12 protein-coding genes are annotated in these 26,034 nt (G+C 64.0%); 2 read left to right on the top strand and 10 right to left on the bottom strand.

Annotation, left to right across the window (positions count from 1 at the left end; all coding sequences use genetic code 11):
• Positions 1-8: 8 nt before the first annotated feature.
• From N7650_RS20055 to N7650_RS20030, 6 genes are all read right to left on the bottom strand, one after another.
• Positions 9-899, bottom strand: a complete 891-nt coding sequence (locus N7650_RS20055; RefSeq protein WP_279899699.1) for a LysR family transcriptional regulator — start codon at positions 897-899, stop codon at positions 9-11.
• Positions 899-1,807 (bottom strand): LysR family transcriptional regulator, encoded by a 909-nt coding sequence (locus N7650_RS20050; protein ID WP_279899698.1) that lies wholly within the window; start codon positions 1,805-1,807, stop codon positions 899-901. The genes N7650_RS20055 and N7650_RS20050 overlap by 1 nt, the downstream gene beginning before the upstream one ends.
• 5 nt (positions 1,808-1,812) lie before the next feature.
• Positions 1,813-2,370, bottom strand: coding sequence for an N-acetyltransferase (locus N7650_RS20045; protein WP_279899696.1), 558 nt, complete (start codon positions 2,368-2,370; stop codon positions 1,813-1,815).
• 293 nt (positions 2,371-2,663) lie between these two features.
• Positions 2,664-3,008 carry a carboxymuconolactone decarboxylase family protein gene (locus N7650_RS20040; protein WP_037060772.1) on the bottom strand — a complete coding sequence of 115 codons (345 nt, stop codon included), beginning with the start codon at positions 3,006-3,008 and terminating at the stop codon, positions 2,664-2,666.
• A 118-nt stretch (positions 3,009-3,126) separates the two neighbouring features.
• Positions 3,127-4,026 (bottom strand): lipid A hydroxylase LpxO, encoded by a 900-nt coding sequence (gene lpxO, locus N7650_RS20035; protein WP_009401510.1) that lies wholly within the window; start codon positions 4,024-4,026, stop codon positions 3,127-3,129.
• Between the two features lie 160 nt (positions 4,027-4,186).
• On the bottom strand, positions 4,187-4,732 hold the full coding sequence (locus N7650_RS20030; protein WP_009401512.1) for an AidA/PixA family protein: 546 nt from the start codon (positions 4,730-4,732) through the stop codon (positions 4,187-4,189).
• A gap of 482 nt (positions 4,733-5,214) precedes the next feature.
• Here N7650_RS20030 and N7650_RS20025 point away from each other — a divergent pair, with 482 nt between their 5' ends.
• Both N7650_RS20025 and N7650_RS20020 read left to right on the top strand, forming a co-directional pair.
• On the top strand, positions 5,215-10,794 hold the full coding sequence (locus N7650_RS20025; RefSeq protein ID WP_279899693.1) for a Tc toxin subunit A: 5,580 nt from the start codon (positions 5,215-5,217) through the stop codon (positions 10,792-10,794).
• Entirely contained in the window at positions 10,791-14,867 is a 4,077-nt protein-coding gene (locus N7650_RS20020) for a neuraminidase-like domain-containing protein (RefSeq protein WP_279899691.1), read from the top strand. The genes N7650_RS20025 and N7650_RS20020 overlap by 4 nt, the downstream gene beginning before the upstream one ends.
• Before the next feature lie 123 nt (positions 14,868-14,990).
• Here the strand turns inward: N7650_RS20020 and N7650_RS20015 are convergent, their stop codons facing one another.
• The 4 genes from N7650_RS20015 to N7650_RS20000 all read right to left on the bottom strand — a co-directional run bounded on the left by N7650_RS20015 (position 14,991) and on the right by N7650_RS20000 (position 25,909).
• Positions 14,991-17,651: an RHS repeat-associated core domain-containing protein gene (locus tag N7650_RS20015; protein ID WP_279899689.1), complete on the bottom strand. Its 2,661-nt coding sequence runs from the start codon at positions 17,649-17,651 to the stop codon at positions 14,991-14,993.
• 3 nt (positions 17,652-17,654) lie between these two features.
• Positions 17,655-20,444, bottom strand: coding sequence for an RHS repeat-associated core domain-containing protein (locus N7650_RS20010; protein WP_279899687.1), 2,790 nt, complete (start codon positions 20,442-20,444; stop codon positions 17,655-17,657).
• 199 nt (positions 20,445-20,643) lie between these two features.
• A complete protein-coding gene (locus N7650_RS20005) occupies positions 20,644-24,960 on the bottom strand; it encodes a SpvB/TcaC N-terminal domain-containing protein (RefSeq protein WP_279899685.1) in 4,317 nt (1,438 codons plus the stop codon).
• Positions 24,961-25,057: 97 nt separating this feature from the next.
• Positions 25,058-25,909 (bottom strand): CAP domain-containing protein, encoded by an 852-nt coding sequence (locus N7650_RS20000; RefSeq protein ID WP_009400366.1) that lies wholly within the window; start codon positions 25,907-25,909, stop codon positions 25,058-25,060.
• Positions 25,910-26,034 lie beyond the last annotated feature (125 nt).

The following is a 26,034-nucleotide window of genomic DNA, read 5'->3' as shown; positions in this document are numbered from 1 at the left end:
CCTGGCGTTCAGTCCAGGCGCAGTTCGTCGATCACCAGGTGCATCGCCCGGGACACTTCGCGCTGGTTCGAGTAGTACAGGTGAAACCCGGGAAACTCCCGCCACCATTCCTGCAACACGGGCACCAGCCGGCCGCCATCGAGGTGCGGCCGGGCTATGTCCTCGGGCACATAGGCCAGGCCATGGCCGTCCAGTGCGGCACTCAGCACCTGGTAGATGCCGTTGAACACCAGGCGGCCGTTGACCCGTACATTCATCTCCCGCTCGCCGCGCTTCAGTTCCCAGGCATACAGGTTGCCCAGGGTCGGCAGGCGCAGGTTGATGCAGTCGTGGTTCATCAGTTCGTCCGGGGTCAGGGCCAGCCCGCGCTCGGCCAGGTAGTGCGGCGAGGCGACGATGGCCAGGCGAATGTCCGGGCCGATCCTCACGGCCTGGATATCCCTGGCCAGGCTGTCGCCCAGGCGCACGCCGAAGTCATAGCGGCCCTGGACGATATCGGTAAAGGCATAGTCGGAGTGCATTTCCACCTGCAGGCGCGGGTAGCGGCGCAGCAGCGGTGCCAGTTTCGGCCAGAGCAGGCTGTCGATCGCGTGATCGCTGGCGGTGAAGCGCAGCACGCCACCGGGGCTGTCGCCCAGCTCGCTGACCGCACGCAGCTCCTCGGCGATGCTCGCCAGGCGCGGACCGACGGCCTCCAGCAGGCGCTCGCCGGCTTCGGTCAGGGACACGCTGCGGGTGGTGCGGGTGAGCAGGCGGATGTCCAGGCGTTTTTCCATCTCGCGGATGGTGTAGCTGAGCATCGACTGCGACATGCCCAGTTGCGCCGCCGCGCGGGTGAAATTGCGCTCGCGGGCCACGGCCAGCAGGGCCAGCAATTCGCTATAGCGTTCACGGGGCATCAGTCCGCCTCCAGGCGCAGGGCGGCGATCAACAGGCTCATGGCACCGGAGGGCTGGCGCCGGCTCGGGTAGTACAGGTGCAGGCCGGGCCAGGTCGGGCACCAGTCCTCCAGCAGTCGCAGCAGATGACCGGAACGCAGCCAGGGATCGGCCATTTCCTCCGGTACGTAGGCCAGGCCAAGGCCGGCGACGGCCGCCTCGACACAGTCGGTGGCGCGGTTGAAGGTGAGCTGGCCATCGACCCGTACCGACAGCGGCTTGCCGTCGCGCTCGAATTCCCAGGCCCACAGGTTGCCATGGGTGGACAGGCGGATATTGATGCAGTTGTGCCGGCTCAGGTCCCGCGGATGCTCGAGGGCGGGGTGACGGGCAAGGTAGGCCTTGGTTGCGACCAGGGCGAAGCGCAGGTCGGGGGCGATGCGCACGGCGATCATGTCCTGGGCCAGGGACTCGCCCAGGCGCACGCCGGCGTCGAAGCGTCCGGCGGCGATGTCCACCAGGGCGTTGTCCACCGAGATCTCCACCTTGATCCCCGGATACTGGGGCAGGAAGCGCTTGAGCTTGCCCATTAGCACCGTTTGCACGGCGTGATCCGAGGCAGTGATGCGGATTGAACCGGTCGGCGTGCCGCGCAGCTCATCAAGGGCGCGCAGCTCGGCGTCGATCTGCGCCATCTGCGGCGCGACCTGCTGCAGCAGGCGCTCGCCGGCTTCGGTTGGCACCACGCTGCGCGAATTGCGCGACAGCAGGCGCACGCCCAGGCGTGCTTCGAGGTTGCGTATGCCATGGCTGACGGCGGTCTGCGACAGGCCCAGGCGTGCGGCGGCCTTGGTGAAACTGCGCTCTTCGGCCACGGCGAAGAACAACGGCAGGCCGGCGAAGGCATCGCGCAGATGGCGGTGCTCCATCCTGCTCAGCGCCCGCGACGCCGCGACACCACGGCCTCGATATTCTTGCGGCCGATCAGCTTCGGCTGCTCCGGTTCGCCCAGCCATTTGTACATCACCAGGCAATCGACCAGGCCCAGGCGCGCATGGTGGTAGGCCTTGGGCAGGCGCCCCACTGTATCGAAGCCGAGTTTGGTCCAGAGCGCGACGGCGGCTTCGTTGCTCGCCACCACCGAATTGAATTGCAGGGCAAGAAAGCCCGAGGCCCGGGCCAACTGCTGGGAGTGTTCGCACATCTGCCGGGCCACACCGCGGCCGCGGGCGGCCTCGCTGACCATGTAGCCGCAGTTGCCGACATGGCTGCCGGGGCCGGCAGCGTTGGCCTTGAGGTAATAGGTACCGAGCAGTTCGCCGTGTTCTTCGGCAACCAGGGTGTGCAGGGGCAGGTCCAGCCAGAGATGGCGCGCCTGCTCCGGGGTCATGGCCGGATCGTAGGCGTAGGTTTCCCGGGCCGCGACGATGGCCTGGAAGGTGGGCCAGAAACGGTCGAAATCGGCGGCGGTCATCGGGCGGATCTGCAGCATGCGGGGGCCTTGGCTGGGGAAGGGGAAGTCGGCATTCTAGGGGATACGACGCTGCGCGTCGCACCGTAGCGCAATCAGGTAGGAGCGTGGCTTGCCCGCGAAGGGCCGCACAGCGGCCCCAAAACCTGCCACGCCGAGCATCTGGTGCGCTGAGGCCAAGCAGGCGCTGAAACCAGAAAAGGCTTCCTAACTAGCTCGTGCTGGATGGTTTTGGGGCCGCTGTGCGGCCCTTCGCGGGCAAGCCACGCTCCTACAAAAACATCGCCAAATCAGGTTGGCCCGGCGGCGATGTACTACTCGCCAGCCTTGCCCACCGCATCCAGCGCCCGCGCCGAATACACCAAGGCCGCGCCGGCATTCATCGCTACCGCCACCCCCAGCGCTTCGGCGATTTCCTCGCGGGTTGCGCCATGCTTGACCGCCTGCTGCGAATGCACGGCGATGCAACCGTCACAACGGGTGGTGACCGCCACCGCCAGGGAAATCAGCTCGCGGGTCTTGGCGTCGAGATGGTTGGTCTTGGCCCCGGCCGCGCTGGCGGTCGCGTAGCCGGCCACGGTATCGGGAGAAAGCTGCTTGAGATCGCCGATACCTGCCATCAACTGCTTACGGTAGCCATCCCAGTCCATCATGCTCATTGCGTTCACCTCGTTGGTTTGGATCGATCGAACAGTGAAGCTAGTCGCTTCCCCGCCGTCTTGCCAATGAACAATAGGACTGGATGGTCGATGCTTTGGCAGCAAACGCCGGTGGACTTCAGATGTAAATGAACACCAGGGCCAGCACCGCCACCACCGCCCATTTCTCGGCGTAGTAGCGCGCCCGGTTGCGCTTCTTCAGGGCCTTGCCACGCTCGCGGATCCTGTAGATGCGGGTGAACAGGCGGTTGATGCCGCCGGTCTTGTCCCCGGCGTCGTTGGGCGCTGCGGCCGCGGCCATGACATTGGCGCTGAACCAGCGGTTGAAAGCGGTCGCCCAGCGGTACTTGAGCGGTCGCTCGACGTCGCAGAACAGGATCACCCGGTTGTGTCCGGTCTGGTTGGCGGCGTAGTGGATGTAGGTTTCGTCGAACACCACCGCTTCGCCATCGCGCCAGTGGTAGTTCTCGCCGTCTACGCAGATGTAGCAGGCCTCGTCGTTCGGCGTGTCCAGGCCCAGGTGATAACGGTAGGAGCCGGCGTAGGGGTCACGGTGGCGCACCAGCTTCGAGCCCGGCGGCAGGGTGGCGAACATCGCCGCCTTGACCGTGCCGATGCTCTGCAGCAGTTCGGTGGTGCGCGGGCACAGTTTCATCGCCGACGGATGGCTCTCGCCGTACCACTTCAGGTAGAAGCGCTTCCAGCCGCTCTTGAAGAACGAGTTGAAGCCGACGTCATCATAGTTCTGCGAACTCTTGATTTCGCCTACATGCAGCAGTTGCAGGGCTTCTTCGCGGATGACCTGCCAGTTGTCCTGCAGCGGCTTGAGTTCGGGGAACGACTCGGTCGGCAGGTATGGCCTGGCCGGCAATTTCGAGAACAGGTAGAGGAAGGCGTTGACCGGCGCCAGGAAGCTGGAGTGGTCGCCCAGCTGGCGGGTGATCTTGTGTCGTACGCGGCCGCGGAAATGCACATAGGCAATGGAGGCGGCGAACAACAGGACGATGAAGATTTTCATGGACGGGTACTTGTCGATGTGGCGATGCGCCATGGCATAAGCCCGCCAGCATAATCAATTGGCCCGTCGGTTTGTACAAAATGTTGCAGTAAGGCATGTCGACCATGGTGCAATGGCTCCCCCCGGCCATGGCCGGGAGGTGAGCCGTTTCAGCAGTGGGTCAGGTGAGGGAAACGGTGATGAACGGATCCCAGCTCAGGCGATCGCTGATGAGATTGCCTGCGGCATCCAGCAGGTAGAAGTCGATCCGGTAGGCAATGCGGTCCGTGCCTGCTGCCCTGGCTTCGGCTTGCCAGAGGCTGACGGTGGTGCTGGTGGTACCGATATCCGGTGCCTTTCGCGGATCGCTGTCCGCTTTCACGTAGGGCACGAGCACGTCGTCGTACTGTTGCAGCGTGAACTGGTCGAGCACGCCGGCATGGGCCGATTGCGTACCGCTTTCGTACACGTTGGTGATCACGCTGGACTTGTCGAAGTTGCGCGACAGGGTGGTGGTGCGCCAGCGGATGACGTCACCGCGCTTGACGTCGATCCACAACTCGTAGCCGCCGTCCTGTTCGTTGCCCTGGGCATTGGGATCGACCAGTTGGCGCTGGGCCACCAGGTAGACGGCGTTCGCCACCTGGCCTGCTTGCTGATTGCGGGGCACCGAAGCAATGAGGTCGGCATCGACGACCAGCAGGATATCCACGATGTTTCCAGACATGCATGACTCTCCATGAAAAATTGGGTTGGCAAGGCGACCACGCCCCTTGGGCGCATCCCGACTCCCGGTCCTTGGGTGCGGTCGCGGGGCAAAGCATGGTTGATGGCTATGTGATGTCAATTTATCGAGAAGCGCCGGGATACCGACGAGCGCTTGGCGATGCCAGCCATGCTGTTGAATTGTCTGACAATACGCCGATAGCTGTGGTTGATACGGGGTGTTGTCGTGCAGCGCCCATGGCAGGACGCTTACGCAGATCAAGGTCGATTTCCCCCTCTGCGATCTACATTGTCGTGGCCCGGTCGGGGCGCAGCGGCGAACGGCGGGCTCGCTCCCTTGCGCCGCAGACAGCGTCGGCAGTCGCTCTATTTCAAGCCTTTTCGAGGTACCTGATATTTCTGTCAGTAGCGGGGAAGTCCACTGCCTGATTAGCTTGGCCGAACCGCGGCCAGGCGTGCCGCGCTACGACGGAGATTGACCCCATGGCCCGGCGCAAGGTGGAACCCGCAAGCAACCCCCTATCGCGTATCGCCAGTGGCCCGGAGCAGGCCGAGCAACTGCTGCAGGCCGGCCTGGACTCGGCCTTCGCCATCGCCCGCGACAACCTCGACAGCCTGATGCGGCGGCTTCCCGGGCTGTCCCGCGACGAGGCCCGGCGTTTGCACCAGCGCGCCAGCACGCTGGCGGTGCTGGCGGCACGGCATTACCGCGAGCAGCGACTGACGGCAGCGGAGAAAACCAACCAACCCTGGCGCACCGGCTTGCGTTTGCTGGTAGACGGGCCGAACTTCGAAAACCAGTTCAGCCCGAGCTGGGACGAGAACTGCCCGCCCGGGTCGATCGAGGCCACCACCTCGCCGGCCGCCTACCTGACCGCGCTGTACCAGTGGGTGACCCAGGTCATCGAGCCGCAGGCCAATACCGAGGAGGACACGCCGATCCCGCTGGCCCAGCGCCGCCCTGACCTCGCCGGCCTGGTACTCGACAACCAGGCCCTGGAGCGCGTCGAGCCGACCATCGGCATCGTCAACGAAATTCTCGACAGCGCGGCGCGCAAGCACCTTGACGATCACAACCTGAAAACCTTCAGCGTGGACGATGCCCTGCTGCAAACCCGCTACCCGTTCAAGCTGCCGTTCGAGCGCTACATGTCGCAGATCAACGGCATTCTGCACAGCAAGGGTTTCGGCCTCGGCGACCTGGTTCGCCAGCTTGATCCAGAATTTCCTTACTTCTGCCGGGGCGGCCTGCACTCGGTGCGTTCCGACGATGCCTTGCAGTTGGACACCGCCCTGGGCCCGGAACAGCGCAGCCTGCTCCTCGAAGCGGCGTACTTTCCGCGTGGCGCACGACGTGCCAGCACCCGCTCGATACAGACCCGAACCAACCCGCGGAGCCTGTTGCGCGAGTCGCTGCATTCCCTGCAGGCCGGCTTTTTCATGCGCCACTTTGGCGTGGCCAAGGCCGAGGACCTGCTTCCCCTGAGCGCTTTCTGCCTGCGCACCGCGCTGAACCAGGATGGCGTCGAGTCGCTGTTGTCAATCCAGCGTTGCGCGCCGGTGGCTTCGCCCAACGTTCCCGGCCTCGCTGCGCCGACCCCGGCACGTTTTGGCTCGGTGTACATCAACGCTGCTACCGAGCCGGCAATCGGCGTCAGCACTGTCGACAAGGAGCACAGCCTGAGTGACTGGACCAACGACCACTTCGACCGCATGCAGCGCATGGTGCGCCTGGCGCGCTGGCTGGAGGTGTCGTACGGCGAGGCGGATCAGTTGCTCGATGCCGCCCTGCAGGCCGAGTATGGCGATGAAGGCCGCGGCCGCGAGATCACCGAGAACACCCTGCGCGCCCTGGGCCTGTTCCGCCGCCTGCGCCGCGACTTCAAGATCGGCGCCGAGGACTTCGCCGCTTTACTGCAAGGCCTGGCCCTGTATGCCAGGGGCAGCGAAGTGCCGCAGTTCGACCGGGTATTCAACGATCCGACCCTGTTTAGCGAACCGCTGGTACTGGACGGCCGTGCGTTCAGCATCGTCCCTGACAACGATGCCGACTATAAACGCGTGCAACATCTGTGCGCGGCGTTGGGCCTGGACTTCGAAACCTATCTATACCTCGCCCGCTACATCGCCCAGGCCTGGGGGGACGAAGCCCTGAGCAACGAGAGCACTACCGAAACCCTGTATTGGTCACATGCCGTGGTCTCGGCCTTTTATCGCCTGGCGCGGCTGCCGGCCTGGCTGGGGCTGACCAGCATCGAGGCCCTGGCCCTGCTGCAACTGGTGGGCGAGGGCGGGCATCACTACGTGTCGCGGCTGGTCCGCACCCGTCTGTCAATTCACCAGCACAGCGAACTGAGCGATACCCTCAGCGTGATCCAGTCCCTGGCCGATGCTGCGCAGTGGTGCCGCGAGCATGACCTGACGGTGGCCTGGCTGTATCAGCACCTGATGCCGCTGGCACCGGTGGCGGTCGCCAGCGACCGCGAACTCGACCTGCTGCGCCAGATCAACGGGCGCATGCTGCCGACCATCCTCGATGATGGCGCGTTCCGCGATGCCGGCTTGCCGATGATCGCCGGCAAGGATATTCCCAAGCCTGTCGACTGGTTGAGGCAACTGGAGCTGTTCGTATCCGAGGATGGCCTGATTCTGCAGCGCGACAACCTGCCCGACATCGAAGACTACGAAGCAGCCCTGACCACCCGCCTCGAGGAGGTTGTCGACGAGCTGGGCCTGGACGCCGGCCCCGTGGTCATCCTGCGCGCCTTCCAACTGGTGATGGACGCCCGGTCGGCACAGCACAGCCTGGTCTGGGAGTCGCTGGCCAGCGCCTTCGGCGGCAGTGCCGAACTGAACCAGGAAGTCCTGGCCTGGGCCGGCGGCAGCAGTTACCAGTTGCTCGAGGAAGTGCTGCGTCTGTTCGGTGGTACCAGCGAGCCGCTGCCGATCCCCGTCGGCGACGAGGTACTGGCATTGCTCGCGCGCCTGGGGCATCGCATGGGCATCGTCGAACAGCTCAGCCTCAGTCCGCTGGTGCTGCGCAACTGGCGCCTGCATTCGCACTGGTTCGACGAGCCGGCGGGCGGAGACGAGATAACCTTTGCCCATTTGCATCTGCTTGGCCAATACCGCCATTTGCTCGAGTTCACTCGGCAGGGCGAGCAGGCGATTCTCGACTACCTGAAGCTGGTGCACGACCTACCCGCGGACCTCACCGAACAGGATCTGCAACTGATCCGTGAGGACGCCGCAGGCAAGGTGGCGCTGTTCACCGGCTTCGGCGTGCGCGAAATCCTCGAGATCGCCCTGGAGATCACCGAACATGGCTTTATCGCGACCCTGCGCCAGCTTGATCACCTGGTGCGGGTCCGCCAGGCCTGCGAAACCCTGCAACTGGGCTGCGGGGCGGCGCTAGAGTTGAGCCATCTGCGCAGCAACAGCCCGTTGCCGCAATACCGCACGGCCGCCGAGAATGCCTTGAGCAGCCTGGTAGAGCACGGCAGCGCCTCGCAGCCACCGGCGCGGGGCGAACTGGGCCAGAGCGAGGCTTCGTGGATCGTGGTGGATACCGAGGTACTGGTGGCCAGGGCAGGCGGCAAGGCCCGCTGCCTGCTGACCGTGAAGAACTTCCTGGGGCAACCTCTGGAAGGCATCACGGTCACCTGGCACACCGATCTCTCGTACATGGATGCGCCCTCGTCGTTGACCACCGACGCGAACGGCCAGGTGGAAAACCATCTGCTGGCCGGAGAAGAAATGGGCACCGCCCAGGTCATCGCCCGCTATGGCCTCGACCGGAAGATCCTGGCGCCACTGGTGGTGATCGACTGCGATGACACCAGCCTGATGATCAAGGATCCGGTGCGGGCACCGGACAGGGCGCTGGCCGGCAACCTGGAAGTGATCGAGTATCGCCTGCAGATCCTTGACGATTACGGCAATCCCGGGCGCGATCGGGTGGTGGAATGGAGTACCGACCTGGGTACCTTCGAGCAACCGCAGACCCGTGGCGATGCCGACGGCTTTGCCACGGCACGCCTGCGCAGCCTCTCTTCCGGGGAGGCTCTGGTGATCGCCAGGCTGCCGGTCAATGGCGAAGAGCACCCATACGCCGCAGCTACCTTCCTCGAACAGCAGTACTTTCAATACGTGCGTTTCAGCGGGCCGGTGGCGGCAACCCAGTCGGTCACCGTTACCTCCCGGGTGGTCAACCTCGATGGCAGCCCGCAACGCAACGTAACCGTGCTGTGGGAAGCCGACGTCGGTACCTTCAGCGCCGACCGCAGCATTACCGATGCCCAGGGTATCGCCCGCATCGAATATACGGCTGACGAACCGGGGCATGTGACAGTGACTGTCACTGCCAGATACAACGAAAAGTGGCTGGAGCCTCTGTCCTCCGAGCGGACCCGGATCCACGAACTGCCCACACTGGTCGAGATGGAGCCGGCCGAGCAGTACTTCTCGGTCAACCAGGCGCTGCCGGCCAGCTTCAGGGTTCGGGTGGAGCCGGCAGTTGCCGGCTCACCGGTGACCTGGTGGGCTGGTGAGGAACTGTTGGCGACTACAATGACCACGGCCGCTGGAGTGGCGGCCTACCAGATGCGCTTCACCGAGGAACAGTTGGGTGAGCACAGCATCACCGTGAAATCGGTGCGGGCCGATGACAGCTTCGACTTCAAGGTACGGGTGGTCGTGCCGCATACCCGGTTGGTCGCGCAAGCTGCGCCGGACAGCCCGGGTATCGTCCTGGCCGAGGAAGCGAGGTGGGTATTTGCGGTGGACCCGGGATTGTCCTCGGACCTGCTGGTGTTTGCCGAGCGCGTCGATGGCGTCGGTGATGACGATGCGCGATTGACCTTTACCCTGGATAGTTATGCCGATCCTGCCGAACTGGGCATCGTATTCGACCCGCCCATCGGCGAGATGATCCAGTGCGACCCCGATGGCAAGGTCACGTTGAAGATCGATTGCACCAATGCGGCATTCCTGGCCAACAGCGATCCTTCCAACAACCATATCCGCCTGCACATTACGTCGAACCTCGGGACCAGCCTGAGTATCTGGGTTGGCCTGCGCTATCTGTTGGATCTGGAGAAAAGTGCGTTGCATTTCTTCCGGGGTGTGCGCGACGGTCTTGATCACGCTGGACTGTCCGGGCGCATTCACCGGCGCAATGGTCAGGATGTAGTGCATCTGCGTCAAGGCGCGAGGCGGTTGAGCCTCATCCTGAATGGAGCGGCAGAACCACAGGAAACAGACCTGGTTTTTGACGAGGACGGGGGGATGTGGTTGTACGCACCTTCTTTCCAGGGCGAGGTTGGGGTGATTGGTTCGACGTTCGAATTTCAGGCGGTCGGTGACTTGCACAAGCGCGTGTACTTCGCGGGTACGAATGTCTACGAGGCGACACGGATCATCAGTGGTGCCACGCTGAGCATTCTGTCGGACGACTCAGGGATGGTCCCGGTGGACAATTATTATGTCATCGATTCTGACGGTGTTTCTCGGTGCACTCTTGAGCTGAGTGATGCGGAAGGTCCTATCGAAGGTGTGTTGCTGCTGTTGCCGGGCAGGACCTCGATCAGTGGCATCGACTTTCATAGTGGCGGACTTACCAATGCGCAGGGACGGACCCATATCGAGGTCGATACGCGCAACTCGAGTCTCCAGGCAACGGCCTCATTCCCTGCCGGCCTGGCTGAAAACTACAGGGCATTGCCTATGAAGGTCATGGAAATCGCGATAACCGCGATGACCGGTAGGTTGACCGAAGACGGCAAGGACATCCGGGCAACAACCAGCTTTACTCGCCGCGAAGGGCGGTTGTTTACCCACCTGGATCCTTGGAGGATCTATCACCTTTGCAAGGGATACGGTCTTCTACGCTCGCAGGCCCCTGCGCCTGAAGGGTTCACGATATCACCCACATTCACGAGGCCACCTGCACTACCGGGCATCATGACGGTCCACCTGGAGCCGAGGACTAGTGGGTATGTGTGGTTGACCGGCGTAACTCAGGTGGAAGTCACCGAGGAAATGTCCCCAGGAGAAGACTCATGAACCCCATCTTCGCCACGCTCGCCGAAGACCTGCGCGACGCCCTGGTCGCCTACTACCTCGGCCAGATCGTCCCGCAACACCCGGTGGAGGCCGGGCGCGGTCTGGTCACCGAGCAGGACCTGTACGAGTTCCTGCTGATCGACAACCAGGTCAGCGCCAAGGTCGATACCAGTCGTATCGCCATGGGCATGGCCAGTATCCAGCAATATATCCACGCCATCTTCAACGGCATGGAGCCTGGCTACCTGGGCATGCTCGAAGGGCGCGAGCAGGAGCAGTGGCGGGTGGCCAAGAGCGAGTATTCGATCTGGGGCGCCAACCAGATGCTTCGGGATTATCCGGAGAACTACCTGGTACCGCCACTGCGTCTCAAGCAAACCGCGGCCTTCCGCGAATTCATCGGGGATACCGACCAGAGCCGGATTTCCAAGGATTCGGTGCAGCGGGCGCTGCAGCATTACCTGGGCAAGTTCGAGACGATCAGCAATCTGGAGGTGAGCAGCGGCTATATCGATGGCCTGGACTTCCGCAACGCCGACTATTATTTCATCGGTCGGCAGAACGTCGAGCCGCGTGCCTGGTTCTGGCGCAAGGCCGCGATTCGTTTTGGCGACCCCGGAGAGACGCAGGCCGAGGGTGACGACTACCTGAGCCCCACGGCCTGGAGCGAATGGATGCCGGTGGAGGTGCCCAAGGGCGACGAGGTGGTGCTCATGCGCCCGTTGGTGCTCGAGGGCCGGTTGTACGCCGTCTGGGCCGAGCGGCGCGTCGAGCAGAAGCCGATACCTGCCGCGAGGGCCGAGGTGCCAGGGCTGATGGAGGAGGTGCTCCGCTACCGTATAAAGCTGGCGTATCGCACGCTGGAGGGAACCTGGTCGGTACCGATGAGTTATGACCTGCAACTCGAGGGGAACGTGACCGACAGCCGCCTCATGGCCTTCGTCAACATGGCTGATCCGCAGGACAAGAAGATCGTCATCGGTTTTGCTCTTAACAAGGACGTGATGCTCGAAGGGCTCATTTTGAATATGCGTTTCAGGGTGTTGTTCCAAGGGACATTCACACCGAAACCCGTTGAAAACGAGCAACCAACCGATTATCAGCGGATAGCCCACGGCATTCGCCACTTCGTCGAGCCGCCCACGGTGCTGCAGCATCCCATGGTCTCTGACAAGCCCATACAACTCCAACTGCGCGAAGATCCCGATGGCGAGCATGCATTCCCCGGCCCGTTCAACAAGACCTTGCGTCTGGAGTGTCACATTGGCGGGAGCACTGCCGAGCCGAAGCTGTACCTCAAGGGCCATTCCAGTTTAAGCCTGGGCTATCTGCAACCGGTATTGACCAGCTTTTCGATGTTGGGATACCAGGCGGGCGTAGAGGTGCTCACCTGGTCTGGGGTGGTCAGGCTCAACGGTGCCGTGCAGACCGGTGCGGTGACCTACGCACTGGATATGGACAAACTGCCCATGGCCATTGCACTTGGATTCCCGGATGCGGATATCAGATCGACCAACCAGTATGAAATCTCGCTTACCGAGACAATTCCCAAGGCGCCCGTTCTGGCCTCGAATATGGGGGGACAATTCCTCGACCTGGGAAATCTCGGCCTCAAGGGCCTGCGCTACGTCCGCTTGAATACCCTGTTCGCCAAGGAACTGGTAGCCCGTGTGATGGTGTCGGTGGATGCCCTGATCAGTTGGGACACCCAGCACATCGAAGAGCCGAAACTACCGGGCAGCACAGAGAGGGAGGATATGGACTTCCACGGCGCCAACGGCCGCTACTTCTGGGAGCTGTTCTTCCATATCCCCCATGCCATCGCCTGGCGCCTGCATAATGAAATGGATTTCCAGGGCGCCGAACAATGGCTGCACTACATCTTCAACCCGCAAGCGCGGATCAAGCCGACCAATCCCCCCAGCCCGTTCTACTGGGGCGTGCGCCCGCTGGACGAGCCGGGCCGTGGCGAGTACGAGATCGACGGCATCGCCGACCCGGATGCCATCTGCTATTCGAAACCGGTGCATTACCGCAAGGGCATTTTCGCGTTCTACGTACAGAACCTGCTTGGCTATGGCGACCTGCTTTACCGCCGCCTGACCCGCGATTCGCTGAACGAGGCCAAGCTTATCTACACCTGTGCCCTGAGCCTGCTCGGCCCGCGTCCGGACAATCGCATGATCGGGCGCTGGGAACCGGCGACCCTGGAGGAGGCGGCGACACCCGACGAAAGCCTCTTCGCTACGATCGAGGCGCAACTGCCGGCAGGGCTGCCGCTGCAACTCGCACCTGACAGCACGCCCTGGCTGGAGCTGCTCGACTCGCCGCGCTTCCGCCTGCCGGTCAACACCCAGTTGCTCGACCTGTGGGACCAGCTGGAAAGCCGCATCCGCAACCTGCGCAACAACCTGACCATCGACGGCAAGCAACTGATGTTGCCGTTGTACGCGAAGCTGCTCGACCCGTTGGACCTGTTGCGTGCGCAGAGCAGCGGCAGTGGCCTGGTGCAGCGTAGCGTCGGCAGCATGGCGCCGGTGCTGGCGTTCCGTTTCAGGGCACTGTTGCCGCGCCTGCAGATGGCAGTGGAGACGCTGAGCCGCTTCGGCGAGCAAGTGCGCATGTACCGCGAAATGAAGGACCGCGCCGAGCAGGAAGAGCTGCAGCAGACCCACGTCCTGGAGCTGTCGCAGTTCGCCATCCAGTTGCAGGAAGTCGCGCTGGAGCAGGCCGATGCGACCTTGCTGGCGCTGGAGTCGAGTCGGCGGGTGATTGAGCAGCGGCGCGGGCATTATGGTCGCCTGGTCGCCGAGAACACGTCACTCGCCGAACGTGACTCGCTGGCCCTTCAGACCTCTGCTGCTGTGACCACTGCCATCGGCCAGGGCTTCGAAACCGCGGCGGGCGCTTTGCAGATGGGCTCCGTTGTTGTCACTGCGTTCGGCGGAGGGCCCATCCGCTTGGGGTCTGCACTATTGGCAACTGCCGGGGTATTCAATTTGAAGGCGGCGGCCGATCGCATAATTGCCGATCGCCTGAGCACCAACGAGCAATACCGTCGACGCCGCGAGGAATGGGAGTTGCAACGTGACCAGGCCGCCGCCGAACTGGAGGCCATCGACGAACAGATCGCCGCCCAGCGCAGCGCCATCGAGATGGTCAAGGTGCAGATCGCCCAGGCTGGCAAGGCCGAGCAGCAGGCCCAGGACTACTACCGCTTCCTCAAGTCCCGCAGCACCAATGCCGGGCTCTACCAGTGGCTGCTCAGCCAGATGTCGACCTTCTACTACCAGGCCTACGACGCGGTCGTCGCCCTGTGCCTGAACGGCGAGGCCAGCTGGCATTACGAGATGGGCGACTACCAGACCCGCTTCATCCAGCCGAACGTCTGGTTCGACAACCACTTCGGCCTGACCGCCGGCGAGGCCCTGCGCCTGCAACTGCTGCGAATGGAAGCGGCCTGGCTCAAGCGCTTCGAACGACGCCAGGAACTGGTGCGCACGGTGTCGCTCAAGCAGCTGTTCCAGCAATCGGGCAGCGAACAGACCTGGGACGAGGCCCTGAAGGGCGTGATCGACGAAGGGGTGGTCAACTTCGAGCTGGCGCCGAAGGTGTTCGACGGTGATTACCCGGGGCATTACTTGCGCCAGCTGGTCAGTGTTTCGGTATCGCTGCCGGCGCTGGTCGGGCCATACCAGGAGGTACGCGCAGTGCTCACCCAGGTCTCCAGCCGTACCGTGCTCAAGGCCGATTACCGGGCGATGAACGAACTCTACGGCAAGCCGGACAGCTCTCCAGCCAATATTCTCTACAACCCGCGGGCCAGCCAGAGCATCTGCCTGTCACGGGGCATCGACGACCATGGCGTGTTCCAGCTCGACTTCAACGACGAACGCTACCTGCCGTTCGAGGGCACCGGTGCCTTGTCGCACTGGGAGCTGCGCTTCCCGCGGCATGGCGAGCAAATCGCCATGCTCGAAAGCCTGACCGACATCATCGTGCAGGTGCGCTATACGGCGCTGGATGGCGGGCCGGACTTTGCCGGGCATGTGGAGGGGTTGCTGGACGGTTGAATACAGCAGCCGCGCGCCCAGCAGGGTAGGCGCGGCGACCACACACGACACGATATAGGGTCTCTCTGCCAATTATCCCGCCCGGTGTCCCAGGTCTCGACGGCCTGGCCCGCACCGGGCTTTTCATAGGTAGGTGACCGGTTGACCATCGATGATCAGCTCCGTGCCTTCAGGCATGTCTTCCCAGTTCGTTTCCTCCAGGGTCTCCCAGCGAGCGTCGGTCGCTACCGATCCTCTCGGGGAACGGCTGCTCGGTGAGGGCATTTCGATGCCGGCGCCTTGCGGTTCCACGCTCACGAGGACATCGATCGACAAGAGGACGCCGCCGTCCCTGTGCTCGATTGTCTTTCCCGGCTTGAACCTGACACCAGTGGCGCGCAATTGAGCATCCTGCAGGATCTGCCAGGTGCTCTTGCCGTTCGGGGTGTCTTCGAAAAAGGTCTTCATCATCGTCGCCGAACCGTTTTCGAGCCCTGTCATAAGGTTCAAGGTGGTCGGGTTGGTTATGGTTTTGCGCTTTACCAGGGACGGTCGCATTCCGGCGAAACCCCTTGCCTTGGACACTTTCTCGTACTGGACCCAGGCGACGTCGCTGGCATAGAACTCCCGGGTCTGACTGGGCTTCTTGTTATCCATGAACGTCCATTTGTGTGGCTTGTATTTGTTCTTGAAGGTGTCGATATCGCTCAGGTCGGCACCCTCCGGCACGTGGATCGACACCATGATGTTGGGATGCGGGGGATCCTCGGAAAACTCATGGGAGAAGTTTCGCGGGTCAGCGACATATCGGCGGCGACGCTCCGCGGCTTCCTGTCTTGCGCGGTCCTGGTGAGTCTCCTGTGCCGAGGTGTTCATCAGGCCCTTGGGGTCTTTCAAGGTCAAAGGATTGTTGCGCACGAACGCAAAGCGATTGGCACCATCGATATCTCCCGCCGGATCCGGATTGATCCAGCGCGCAAGCCAGGGTGCGTAGTAACGGTGGCCGTAGTCGTAAAGGCCGCTGCTGTCGCGTTCCTTGCCGGAATACCGGCGGGTTTTGTAACTGGCCTCGACAGCGGAATGCGCTGCCCACCACGCCGTACCACCGAAGGGGTAGTACCCTTCGTGGCTTGTGATGCTTGCCTCGCCATCCAGTTCCAATGCGCTGCTGCCCAGCAGATCGTCAAGACTGTAGCGCAGTTGCGGATTGGCGATGCCCCCAGGCTGGCCTTCGCTCCAGACCAGGCAGCGCACGGTGCAGCGGCCGGCCTGGGTGGTGATCACGGCGAAGGACTCGCCTTGCCGGGTATGCAGCTCAAGGCCGGGTAGATAGCGGACTTCGCTGGATTGCATACGCCCCGAGACCAGGCGGGTAACGACCTTGCGCACGCGCAGGCCATCGCCGCCATAGCGGTAATGCTCTTCATCGGATTCGCCCTCGTCGCGAGTCACCTGGCGGGTACTGTGCAACTGGTTGCGGGCGTTCCAGTCCAGCGGTTGGCCCGGGCTCAAGCGGTGCAGGTTGCCATTGGCATCGAAGCTGGTCAGCGGGTCGCCGGGCTCGGGTACGGCGTGGTTGCTGTCCTCGGCGACATTCATGATCCGGGTGTAGGACTGCTGCCCGATATGCTGCAGCGACAGCAGGTTGCCGCTGGCGTCGTATTCATAGCGCTGGCGGTAGTTGAGCAGACGACTGGTGTCGCCCGGGTCCGGGGTAAGGTCGGGCAGGGCCGGGCCTATCGTGGCGCCGGCGGCTTCGCGACCGGTGGCTTCGGTCAGCTGGTACAGCGAGTCGTACGCGAAGGTGCTGACGGGGTCGATGCGCTGGTTGGCGAAGTGCCTGACCGGCTGGCTGTGGTCTTCGATGCGGATGACGTTGCCGACCGGGTCGTAGGCGTAATGCAGGTCCTGAAGTTTCGAGCGTCCCGGGCGATGGCTGCTCAGGCGCGTGAGGCGGCCGTCGGCGGGATCGTACTCGGCGTGGCTGATCACGTCGTTGCCGGCGGTCTGGGACTCGATCTGGCCGAAGGCGTTATAGCGCGTATCGGTGAGCAGCAGGCACTCTGTGCCGTCTGCCAGTATCAAGCTCGAAGCGGCCAGTTCTCCGCTGAGGTTTAAGCGGGAGCGTTCGCGGTTGCCGAGGGCGTCGGTGCGTTCCAGCAGCTCGCCGAGCGGGCTGTAACTGAAGCGGGTGCTCGCGCCATTGCCGGGTTCGAGCGGGGCGTCGGGCCAGTCGGGAAGGTCCGGCGAAGCAAGGAAAAGCCGGGTTTCGCTTTGTGCCTGGCCGGTCAGGCTGTAGTGGTCTATCAGGCGGCTGCCGGCATCGTCGTCATGGCGGACCAGCCGGCCGCGCTGGTTGAGGTCGGAGGTGCCGGAGTAGGTGAAACGCTCGGCAACACGCGCTCCATTTTCCCGGATCAGCAGGGGGCGAAGCAGCTCGTCATGTTCGGTCTGCCAATGATTGCCCCGGGTATCCCAGCTCTCTACGGTTTGCCCGGCTTCACCGTGCAGCGCCAGTTGCCAGCCGGCGTCCTGGCTTTTGTTCAGTACTGTCCTTCCGGAAAGCGAAGCCAGCGCTTGCTGATTGCAAGGTGTATTCTTGTCCTGCTCCAGGCGTTGAAACAATCTTGCATCCCATCGGCCATGCCATTGTCCGCTGGCATCGAAATGGGTTAGTTGAATCCGGCTCTCGATCGGCTGCTGCGCTTCGACCCGGTGGTATCCGACCTGGCGTAGCGGTAGATAACGTCCCTCGACGACGCTCAGGTTCGGTGTATGCCTGTGCAACGAGTTGCTCTGGGGCATCTGCTAGAACCTTCTAAAGGCATTCATAAATCTTGACTGATTGCGCAGACGTGCGCCGTGCGACAACGACTCGTACGCCGCCTCGTACATGGAAGCCGGAACGGCCGCCGCGTTAAAGTCCTGACTATCGACCTGGAAGTACACGCTTTGCGGGTGCAGCATCACTGTTGCCAGCAGCCACATGCTCTGGTTGTAGACCAAGTTGATGAATCTAGTATCCAGTACGTCATCGTCATCCCGGTGTACATCCGTATAGTGCTCATCTCGCAGCGCCTCGACTTGCTGGTAACTGATAGCGTGCATCGGGTCGCCGGGCATCCTGGGTGTGAATTCCGTCAGTTGGCAGCTCCCCAGGGAGTTATAGCTTTGAGACCAGGTATGGACCACTGGCACGGCGACCCAGCCGTCGACCACTAAGGGATCGGTTATTCGCGGGTCACCCAGAATCGAGGAGACATGCAATTCTTGCTTTACCCGGTAGACGGGCACATTCGGCCAGTCGGGAGATGAAGACATGAGCATCGCCCCAACCACGCTGTATTCATCGCAAAGTCCGGTACCTGCCGCGAGGGAGTGCATTGCCCGGTCCCGGTGCACTGGAGCCTTGCCAAGAAGCGTCCGCATATGATTGCCAACGATCATGGCTTCGTAGTCGCTGGCCTTGACGTCCCCAGCCTGGTTGGAGGCGCCCAAGTGAAGGTATTCGCGCAGTGACCAACCCGCGTTGTAAGCAAACTCCGCGACGGCATCGAGGTTACGCCGCAGCGAAACGCCTGCGGCGAGCATGCCGGCTGTCATGCGTTCCGAGCCTCGCTCCTTGGGCTCTTTACTGAACTTCTTGATTTGGTAGGTCTGGTCCTGTGGATTGAGCCCCAGTGAGTCCTTGAGGGTGGCCGGATTATTACGCCCGAACCGATAGCGATTGAGCCCGTCGATATCCCCCGCCGGATCCGGATTGACCCAGCGCATCAGCCACGGGGCGTAGTAGCGCAGGCCGTAGTAGTAAAGTCCGGTGCCGTCGCGTTCCTGGCCCGAATAACGGCGAGTCTTGTAACTGGCTTCGATCGCCGAGTTCGCCGCCCACCAGGCGGTCCCGCCGAAGGGGTAGTAGCCTTCGTGGCTGATGATATTCGCCGCATCATCCAGCTCCAGCCCGCTGCTGTCGTGCAGGTCATCAAGGCTGTAGCGCAGTTGCGGATTGGCGATGCCCCCGGGCTGGCCTTCGCTCCAGACCAGGCAGCGCACGGTGCAGCGGCCGGCCTGGGTGGTGATCACGGCGAAGGACTCGCCTTGCCGGGTATGCAGCTCAAGGCCGGGTAGATAGCGGACTTCGCTGGATTGCATACGCCCCGAGACCAGGCGGGTAACGACCTTGCGCACGCGCAGGCCATCGCCGCCATAGCGGTAATGCTCTTCATCGGATTCGCCCTCGTCGCGAGTCACCTGGCGGGTACTGTGCAACTGGTTGCGCGCGTTCCAGTCCAGCGGTTGGCCCGGGCTCAAGCGGTGCAGGTTGCCATTGGCATCGAAGCTGGTCAGCGGGTCGCCGGGCTCGGGTACGGCCTGGTTGCTGTCCTCGGCGACATTCATGATCCGGGTATAGGACTGCTGCCCGATATGCTGCAGCGACAGCAGGTTGCCGCTGGCGTCGTATTCATAGCGCTGGCGGTAGTTGAGCAGACGACTGGTGTCGCCCGGGTCCGGGGTAAGGTCGGGCAGGGCCGGGCCTATGGTGGCGCCGGCGGCTTCGCGACCGGTGGCTTCGGTCAGCTGGTACAGCGAGTCGTACGCGAAGGTGCTGACGGGGTCGATGCGCTGGTTGGCGAAGTGCCTGACCGGCTGGCTGTGGTCTTCGATGCGGATGACGTTGCCGACCGGGTCGTAGGCGTAATGCAGGTCCTGAAGTTTCGAGCGTCCTGGGCGATGGCTGCTCAGGCGCGTGAGGCGGCCGTCGGCGGGATCGTACTCGGCGTGGCTGATCACGCCGTTGCCGGCGGTCTGGGACTCGATCTGGCCGAAGGCGTTATAGCGCGTATCGGTGAGCAGCAGGCACTCTGTGCCGTCTGCCAGTATCAAGCTCGAAGCGGCCAGTTCGCCGCTGAGGTTTAAGCGGGAGCGTTCGCGGTTGCCGAGGGCGTCGGTGCGTTCCAGCACCTCGCCCTGCGGGCTGTGGCGCAATGTGCTGTTGGCCGCGGAGTCGGGGTCGAGCTCCGCAGGCCAGTCCGGCAAGTCCAGGGTCGGTAGCAGATAGCGGGTTTCCTCCTGCTCCAAGCCGGTGAGGCTGTAGCCCTTGATCAGGCGGGTACCGGCCTCGTCGTCGTGACGCACCAGACGACCACGGCGGTTGCTGCCGGCAACGGTGGACCAGGTGAAGCGTTCGGCCATGCGTCCGGGCTGGCCGACGGCAGTCTCGTGAATCAGCACCGGGCGCAGCAGTTCGTCGTAGTCGGTTTGCCAGTGATTGCCCCGGGCATCCCAGGTTTCGCTGGTTTCACCTGCTTCGCCTGGCAGCGACAGCGTCCAGCCGGCGTCGCGGCTTTCGCTCCACAGCGTCCTGCCCGAGAGCGACGCCAGGGTCCGCTGGCTGGGCTGGGCGCTGTCCTTCTCGAACAGGCGCGGGTCCCATTGCCGCTGCCATTGCCCGTTCGCGGCGAGGCGGGTGAAGGTGATCCGGCGTTGCGCCGGGTCCGCAGGTGCGGCGCGATGGTAGGCCACCTGGCGCACGACGAGATTGCGCGGGTCGTACGCGACCAGGCTCGGGGTTTGGCTGTGGAGCGAGCGGGTTTCGGGCACTTTCTGTGCTCCTGGCTGCGCGTTTACGCAGGTCTGCGATGCGACGTGGGCCTTGTGAGCGGGTTTACCGGATCGCCGCAGCGCCGCGATTGCGATGGCGAGACCACTACCGCTATCGCTGGCAAGCCAGCTCCCACAGGGTTCTCGGCCAGCCACGGGTTTTATGCATGACAAGCTCCCACAATCATTGCGGCGCGTTTCATCCTTTGCCCTGCATTTCTTCCCAGGTGTCGTTCTCGTCCTCGCTGATGCTGTACCACGGCAGGTACCGTTGCCGGCGCAGGTAGCCCTTGGCGGTCAGCACGCGGATTTCCCGCCCCAGCGGGTCGTAGAACTGCTGGTCGTTGTAGCCGAACTGTCTGAACGAGACGTCGTTGATGTAGCGCCAGCGCTCGGCGAAGTAAGGGCGATAGACCCGTACCGGTAGGCCCTTGTTGTTGTATTCGACGCGTTCGCTGACGCGCCAACGCTCGGCGGCGTCCACCTGCACCGGTTGACCGTCCTCCAGGCGCAGCTCACCGTTGTCGTCCACCGCGTAGGCCAGGCCCGGCTCGACCTTCTGCTTGCTCTGCAACGCCCGGCCGAAGCCGTCGCTGCTGCTCAGGCTGATGCGGATCTGCAACTCCGGATCACCGGGGTAACGGTCGGCCAGCAGCACTGCGCTTTGCACCGGTTGGCGGGTTTCGACCGGCTGCATCCAGCTGAAGGCGTCGTAGTAGCAGGCGCTGGCGGCGTTCTGCAGTGCCGCGTGCGGGTCGTCGATTGCGCCGGCGAGGTCCTCACTGTCGCGGCGGTACTCGCTCAAGGGCGCGAAGCCCGCCGGCTCGCCGTTTTCGGTGCCATGGAAACTGCTCGCCAGGACCCGGCCGAAACCGTCGTACAGGGCTTCCTGGATGTTGTCGTTGGGGTCGGTGATGTGCAGGGGTTGCAGGCAGTGATAGTCGAAGACCGCCAGGGTCCGGCAGCCGTCGGGCAAGGTGATGCAACTGACCTGACAGTGATAGGGGTCGTAGGCAACTTCGGTGACGCCGTGGCTGCGGGTTTCTCGGAAGGCCAGGGTACGGTGGAAGGTGCTGGCCGGGCCGTAGGTGGTGAAACCCTGGCGGATTGCCCACAGCTCCAGCTCCGGCTGGTCCGGCAGGAACGCCGGCATGGGTTCGTAGTTGAGCGCGACCAGCTTGTCGCGCAATTCGTCGCGGCTCATCACCCGGTCGTAGGCCTGCATCGCCTGTTCATTCAGTTCGGCGCTCTCCAGGTAGCCGGGCAGGGCCTCGAAACTGGCCTGGCCATCCGGCAGGTCTTCGCGGGCCGTCGTGTCCGCAGCCTGGTAGCGTTGCACGGTCTGCCCGGCGAGGACACGCTCGGCGTGCTCGCCCAGCGGGCTTTCCGGGCCGGCCAGGTGTTCGTAGCTGATCTGCCGGAATGGCAATGCCGTGCGCGCCAGCATCACCACGTTGTTGCGCTGGCGCCAGGGCAGGCCGAGGCGCCAGCCCTGGGCATCGGTGAGGTGGATGGCCTGGCTGCGGGTTTCGTTGAGGTAGTGGTTGTACTGCGCCTCGTCGTGTGCGTCGCGCCACCAGGTCTGTTCATGCTCGGTGTCGAAAGGCGGCGGGTCGCTGACATGGCGGCGCCGCGCACAATGGATGACCACGGCGTGGGTCGGCTGGGCGAACGCGTCGTGGGCCAGGCTGATGCTGTGCTGGCAGCGCGGGTCGTCGGCCTGGCGCTCATAGTCGAGGCTGATGCTTTCCAGCGCCAGCGGCAGCATGCGCGCGTAGGTCTGGTGGGGCCCGGCGGACGCCAGTTCGCGCAGCAGGTAGCGGTGCTGCTCCACCGAATAGGGCACAGCCGCTTGCGGGCTGTCGTCCAGGCCGTAGCGTTCGCTGCGGATCGGCGAACCGCTGAGGGCATGTGCCATGGCCCGCTGCCGGGCCTCGTCCGGGCTGGCGACGATCTGGTCGCTACCGTTGTGGAACAGGGCGAGCAGGTCGGGGCCGAGTTCGGCGGCTTCGGCGTCCCGGTAGAAATCATCGCGGGGCGGCGCCGGGAATTGGCCGGTATGGAACCAGGTCTTGCTGAGGATCGGCGCGGTGAAGTGGATGTCCTCGTCGCCCCGGGCGCTTTCGCTGTCGGTCTGCAGGAGCAGGCCGAAACCACGCAGCTCGCGTTCGTGGCGGTCGTAATGGCCGCGGCGGTACTGCATGCGCTGCACCAGCAGGTTGCCGGTGATCTCGTCGAGCTGGGTCTGCCGGGTGACCACGTGCAGGGTCATGGGCAGGTGGCTGACCGCAGGCTTGCCGGCGAGGCGCAGTTCCTCCTTCTCGTCCAGCCACTCCTGGCCGGAACTGCGGTACTCGACACTGCCCACCGCGCCCATGTTGTTGTCGGTACGGTTGAGCAGGTAGGGCTTGTGCTCGGTGAAATCCATGCGCCAGTGGCGTGGCTGCATATGCGGCACAGTCAGTACCAGGCTGGCACAGCCCAGGCCTTGCAGGTCGGCGGCGCTGACCTGGCACAACCGGTCGTAGCGCACGCCCTGCGGCCAGGGCTGCAGCACCGGGGCGTGCAGGCTGAAGCCGCTGCGGTTCATGAACAGGCGCACGCCGTCGCTCTCCAGATAAAGCAGATCGCTGGCGCCGGAACCGTCGAGGTCGGCCAGGCGCACCCGCCCGGCATCGAAGGTCGCGTGTTCGAAAGGCAGGCTGGCGAAGCGGAAGCCCTTGCCGAAGCGGCCGTGGCCGAGGTTCGGCCAGCAGCGGATCTCGTCGTGGCGGATACGCACCAGGTGCTGCTGGCCGCTGCCGAGGATGTCGCTGAAGGCCACCAGTTCGGCGCGGTCATCGCCGAGCACCGGCAGGTTATCGCCGGCGATGTCGTGGGGTACTTCCACCGGCCTGGCGTGCCCCAGTTCGCGACGGTTGGCATACAGGCGCACGCTGCGCGGGCCGATCAGGGCCAGGTCGAGCAGGCCGGCGCCGCTGAAGTCGGCCAGTTGAGCCATGGGGTGGAGCAGCTCCGTTGCCACGGCGGCATAGGGCACGAAGGACGACCAGTTGCGATCCTGGTCGAGGGTGAAGAAACCGTTGAGGCCCGGGGCACTGATGCTCCATTCCAGGCGGCCGTCGCCGGTCAGGTCCTGCAGCGCCTGACGCATCGGGCTGCGGCTGTCGGCCAGGGGAATGCGCGGCAGCAGCGTCCACTCGCCGTAGCGCACCTTGTCATTCGGCGATGTTTCGTCGCGCTCGCCGTCATCGCGCAGCGGCTCGCGGTAGTACCAGCCCTGGTCGCTGCGCAGCAGAACGCCGGGCAGGCCTTCGCCGTAAAGATCCACCAACTGGTAGTCGCGGCCGTCGTTGAGGCCGGGCAGGGCGGGAAACTCGCTGAACACGCAAGGCGCTTCGGGATGGAACGGCGCATAGGCGAAGCTCAGGGGCGGCAGGCTGCTGGCCTGGCCGCTGGCCGACCAGGCCTGGCTATGGGCGCCGATCAACTGGTTATACGACAGCTCGCTGGCCTGGTATTCCAGCAGCAAACGCCGGACCAACACCGGCTCCGGCCCCAGCTCGGCCTCGAAGCGATGGAACATCAGCACCTGCCGGCACAGGCGCAGGTTGCCCAGCTCGAAACCGTAGGCGAAGGAACTGTGCGGGTCGCTGCGCACTGGCCAGGCCCGTGCTTCTTCGTAGCCGGGCTTTTCCTCCAGGGCAGTGGTGCGCTCGCCGTAGTCCAGCAGCACCTCGAAGTGCCATTGCACCTCGTCGATGCTGTCCGGCTGCCACAGGTACAGCCAGGGATGGGCGTTGACGTTGCCGTAGCAGACCCGGTTCAGGTAGCACTGGGCGCGGAAATCACGGGGATGGTCCGGGTCGAGACCGTCCAGGTCCTCGCCCTTGTACTGGTAGAGGATGTGCTCGCCATGGGCGTTCATGCTCTCTTCCAGCAGCCACTCGCCGACCCGCTGCGGGTTGTCCGGGTCGGTGCTGCGCGAGGAGGGGTTGCGCCCATAGAAGTGCAGGCTGCCATCGCTGCCGTGGATCAGCCAGAAACCCGGGTCGCCGACTTCGGCACGCCAGTGCTCGATGCGCTCGAAGGCGCCTTCGATGCGGGGGAAGTGACGGATTACCTGGTAACGGCGGTCCAGCGCCAGGCCGCGGTATTCATCGACCTCGGTGAACAGGAGGTCACCGCTGCCGTCGCGTTCGGGCAGCCAGACCACCCCGTCCGGACCGAGGATTACGTCGTCGTCGGTATAGCGCGGCACGCCCTTGTTGGTACGTCGCGCCACGCAACCGAGGGAAAGGCTCCAGCCCATACCGAACAGGCCGTTGCTCACGGTGCTGCGGTAGCTGAGGGTCAGCGGCGGGGCATAGCCGCGGCCAGGGGAAATGGGCAAGGGAATGTCGAACGACGCCGCACCGCTGGTGCCGACACCGCCCCAGCCGCCGCCGATGCTCTGGATCGCACCGCCGCCCTTGGGCAGTGCCGGGGTAGCGATTGCCGATGCCTGATCCTGCATGACCTGTGCTCCATGTCCCTGTGCATGGAGCAATCGTGCCTTGGTTCGAGCGTTTCGTTAACTGACAAAAATACCAGGTGGCGCCGTGAGCCAAGCCTCAAGGCGTCCCGAAGAGCGCCGTCCAGTAGATCCCTGCATCGCTTTTCGGATCGGTGGCGTAGGCTGCCCCTAGTTCGCGCAACTGCGGATTCATCAGGTTGACGCAGTGCCCGGGGCTGGCCAGCCAGCCGTCGACCACCTTGCGCGGGCTGTCGAGGCCGGCGGCGATGTTCTCGGCGATGCGCTGGCCGCTGTAGCCGGCCAGTTCGGCGCGGTCCCCCGGCGTGCGGCCTTCGCGATCGATATGGTCGAAGAAGTTCTGGTTGGCCATGGCCCGGCTGTGGCCCTGGGCCGCTCCAGCCAGGGTATCGTTCCAGCCCAGCGGGGTGGTCGCAGCCATTGCCTGGGTGCCGCACTGGCGCGGCTGGGCGCGGGCGGCATTGACCGCTTCGAGCAGGTTACGCCCCTCGCTCTGCCAGTCGCCCAGGCGTGCGCTGAGCAGCGGGCGGGCGACCACGATGCGCCATTCGCGGCCCTCGCGGCTGACGCCGATATCGACGAACTGCGGGTCCAGCACCACCTGGCAGAAGCTTTCGCGGATCGCCTGCATGGCAGCGGCGGCATCGCGCGGGCCGGACAGGCTGATGGCCTGGACATTGACCATGGGATAGGCGACCCGGGCCAGTTGTTGCTGCAGGTCGCCCATGCTGGTGGCCGACAGTACCAGGCGCGGGTCGCTGGCCAGCGGCGGCAGCTCCAGGGACGCCTGGTTGGCGCAGGCCTGGGACTGGTTGCGGTAGGCGTTGATCGAGTCGATCAGTTGCGTCTCTTCCGAAGCCTGGACCTGGCTGGCGAGCAGGGGGCCGAGGCAGAGCAGGGCAAGGCGGAGCATGGAGGAACGGACGCGCATCTGGATCTCCCTGGTACATGAAAAACCGACGGGTCCGCGCTGATGGCCCGACCGCCGCCCCGATGGATTGGGGGTAAAAATGCTCAACAAGCGGGGTGCATGGTAGCCAGAATGGTCCGTGCCTG

It is taken from the genome of Pseudomonas sp. GD04058 (assembly GCF_029836855.1).
GTDB lineage: Bacteria > Pseudomonadota > Gammaproteobacteria > Pseudomonadales > Pseudomonadaceae > Aquipseudomonas > Aquipseudomonas bharatica.
This window is presented reverse-complemented; position numbering and strand designations above follow the sequence as displayed.